The sequence below is a fragment of the Candidatus Roseilinea sp. NK_OTU-006 genome, assembly GCF_012931985.1.
Lineage (GTDB): Bacteria > Chloroflexota > Anaerolineae > J036 > Brachytrichaceae > JAAFGM01.
In genome coordinates this window covers 1-3,119 of sequence record NZ_JAAFGM010000076.1, presented here as the reverse complement: position 1 = coordinate 3,119, position 3,119 = coordinate 1, and the positions used below count along the sequence as shown (strand labels likewise).

Below are 3,119 nucleotides of genomic sequence, written 5' to 3'. Positions count from 1 at the left end.
CTGGACATCCAGTCCACTGCGGATGCCGCCTCCGTCCAGGCGCTGGCGAACAGCCAGGCGGTCAACGCAGGGCTGGCGCAGGAAGCGCTGTACCAGGAGCGCATCCGCACCATCCAGCAGGACTACGCCAAGTACGCCTGGGCAGTGCTTCCCTTCGTCCTGCTGGGTGTGCTGGCAGTGCTGGGTCTGCTGGGAGTGTGGCTGTGGAAGCGCAACCAGGTGCTGACGCAGCTCGCCGACGGGCGGCTGGTGCTGGTACGGGACGGCAAGGTGATCATCCCCGACCGCTCCCTGTATCCGGTGATTGACCCCGACAAACCCACCCTGCCGCCGCCGGACATCCAGCGGCAGGTCACCGAGAACGACCAGAAGGTGTCGGCCATCCGTGCGCTGGCGGCGGCTGGAAAGACGGAAACGGCGCAGCAGCTCGTCCAGGGAATGAGCCCAGCTCAGCCGCAGCTCACCGTGCGGGTCATCCAGGAACGGGAAGCCCGCCCGCTGCTCGGCGAGGTGGTCAGCGGCATCTACAAGGACGCTGTGGAGGGAGAACGATGATTACCCGTCGGGAAATGCGCCTTGCCGAAGCGGTCGCCAACCGCCTGCCGCCGCTCCTCCAGCGACGCGGGCTGAAAGCGCCGTTTCGCGGCTTCTACCTGACCGAAGTCAGCGGTTTGCGCCTGCTGATTGCCGACATGGACACCAGCCAGGTGAACTTCCTGGAACGCTACACCTCGGGCGACCTGGTCAACCACCTGCGGGTAGAGACCGGTTTGCCGGTGTATCTGGCGCAGAACAACGGTCTGCGCTACGTGCTGCTGCTCTCCCCACCTCCCCGTCTGCCCCGCAAAATCGAACTGCCAGCCGATGCGCCTGCCCATCAGGTCACCCTGGGAATGCGGGTGGACGGGACGCTGGCGCAGTTGGGCTGGGGACAGATGGGGCATGTGCTGGCAGCGGGCATGACCGGCAGCGGCAAGAGCGCCTTCCTGCGCCTCCTTGTCTGGCAGGCGCTGCGGGACGGTCTGCGCCTGCTCCTGTCCGACCTGGACGGGGCGACCTTCCCGATGCTGGCAGACCACCCCGCGCTGCTTCAGCCCATCGCTTCCGCTCCTGTCGAAGCCCTCGAGCTGATCGGGCGGGCGCTGGGTGAGTGCGACCACCGGGCGGCATTGTTCAAACAAAGCGAAGGCTTCCCGGAAAACATCGCCGAATACAACGCCCATGCGGTCAAAGCAGGCAAACAGCCGCTGCCGCGGGTGCTGGTCGTGCTGGATGAGTTTTCTGCCACCGCAGCGGCTGAACCGCAGATCAAGGCGCTGATCGCCGCATTGGGCTGGCGGGGACGCAAATTCGGCTTGAACGTGGTCTTTGCGGCGCAGGAATTCACCAAAGAACTGGTCGGACCCCTGCGGGAGCAGGTCAGTCTGGCGGTGTGCTTTCGCGTGCGCAGTGCAGAGCTGGCGCGGCGGGTGGGCTGCGAGGGCGCAGAGCGCATCTCCCCCAACCGCCCCGGACTGGCCCTGACCGACCGCTGGGGACCGCTGCAAACCTGCTTTGTGGACAAGAGCCTGTTCGAGGCAAACGCCGTCCGCAAGGCGGCGCTGACGGAAGAAGAACGCCTGATTGCCGTGCGTGCCGCTGCTGGCGGCGGGCACATCTCCATCCCGCTGCTGACCGTCTGGGGGTGGAGCGAGTGGAAAGCCCGCAGGCTGCTGGAAAGCTGGGAACGGCGCGGCTGGCTGGTGCGGGACGGCGTGAACCGCCGCATCAGCCCAAAACTGCGGGAGCTCGTCTCGAACCCTCAACCCCCTCAATCTGCCTCAAACCCCTCAAACCGCCTCAAATCCCTCATCACGGAGTGCAGCGGCGATGCGGACGTTCCTGCTGGTGAGAAGCTGTGATGTGTCCGGTGTGAGCGGAACGGGGATCGTGGCGGAAGGGGTGGAGTTCACGGACGGGACGGTGGTGCTGCGCTGGCTGCGCCGTCCGCATGGGACGGGGCTGTATGCCACTCTGGACGACATGCTGGAAGTACACGGACACGGCGGCTCGACCTGTGTCCGCTGGATCGAAAACAACGGAGGCGGAAGACATGGACAGCAGCATAACTTATCGCTTCAGTCCCCGCAGAGTGCGGGAAGCCGGGCTGACCTCGACCATCGAGGCGAAGGCACTGCGCTTTCTGGCGGAGACGCCGCGTGAACGCAAAGCAGCCCTGCGCGCTTTCGATGCCCGGGTGCTGGAAAAGCTGGAGCGCAGCGGGCTGATCGAGCGTCGAGACGGACACCTGCATATCACGGCGGCGGGGCTGAAGGCGCTGCAGATTTGTGTGGAGGGAAAATGAGCATGCACGACATGGTCTTTATCCCGGCGAGCCGTTGGGATGAGGACACACTGCGGCTGTTTGAGGAGGGCGCTCCTCTGGTCATGCCCTGGCGTCTGCCGCCAGATGACGAATATGTGCAGGAGATCAAGCGGCGCGGTCTCTCTCTCAAACAAACGTACTTTGTAGTGGAGGACAAGCATGAATAAAACACTGATCTGGCGGGCGTATCTCATCGAGAAAGACGAAGACCTGGCGAGCGCCGTATCGCGCTACCAGCAGGTGACGGGAAAGCGCCCGAAGCTGGCGCTGGCGTCTGAAAAGGCGGATGCGGCGCTGCTGGAAAAGCTGAAGGCGGCCGGGCTGACCGTGCAGCAGAGCAAGACCATCCTGCCCCGCGACGTGTGGCTGACCCATGAGGCGGCAGTGCAGACCGGTTTGTTGTGACCCGGGAAAAGGGGCATAAAGTTGTTATTAGGAGGCAGAGTAATGGAAAAAGTGATAACGATTTACAACCAGAAAGGCGGTGTTGGCAAGACCACGCTGGCGGTGAACCTGGCGCATGGATTGGCACGGGTGGGGAAGTCGGTGAAACTGGTAGATTTGGCCAACACACCGTATTGTCATAAATGGTTTGGGATAGCGGCGGATGGTTCGGCGCTGCGCTGGATGAAAGGTGAGAATATACCACGATGGGATACGGGAACGGGAGTCTATGTCCTGTCGGGCTACTGGCCAGATGCAGACGAGCTGCTAGACAGAAAAGGGATTTTCATGACAGCGGAAGATGTAAAGC

Annotated in this window: 6 protein-coding genes; all 6 read left to right on the top strand. The window is 63.3% G+C overall.

Annotation, left to right across the window (positions count from 1 at the left end; translation table 11 throughout):
- A partial coding sequence (locus tag GXH28_RS15425; protein WP_169239906.1) for a hypothetical protein occupies positions 1-555 on the top strand: 555 nt, incomplete at its 5' end.
- Positions 556-569: 14 nt separating this feature from the next.
- Positions 570-1,901 (top strand): FtsK/SpoIIIE domain-containing protein, encoded by a 1,332-nt coding sequence (locus GXH28_RS15420; protein ID WP_206156891.1) that lies wholly within the window; start codon positions 570-572, stop codon positions 1,899-1,901.
- A gap of 191 nt (positions 1,902-2,092) precedes the next feature.
- A complete protein-coding gene (locus GXH28_RS15415) occupies positions 2,093-2,344 on the top strand; it encodes a hypothetical protein (RefSeq protein WP_169239904.1) in 252 nt (83 codons plus the stop codon).
- 2 nt (positions 2,345-2,346) lie between these two features.
- Entirely contained in the window at positions 2,347-2,532 is a 186-nt protein-coding gene (locus GXH28_RS15410) for a hypothetical protein (protein WP_169239903.1), read from the top strand.
- Entirely contained in the window at positions 2,525-2,770 is a 246-nt protein-coding gene (locus GXH28_RS15405; protein WP_169239902.1) for a hypothetical protein, read from the top strand. Before GXH28_RS15410 ends, GXH28_RS15405 begins: the two co-directional genes overlap by 8 nt.
- A gap of 42 nt (positions 2,771-2,812) precedes the next feature.
- The coding region (locus tag GXH28_RS15400; protein WP_169239901.1) for a ParA family protein at positions 2,813-3,119 on the top strand (307 nt) is incomplete at its 3' end.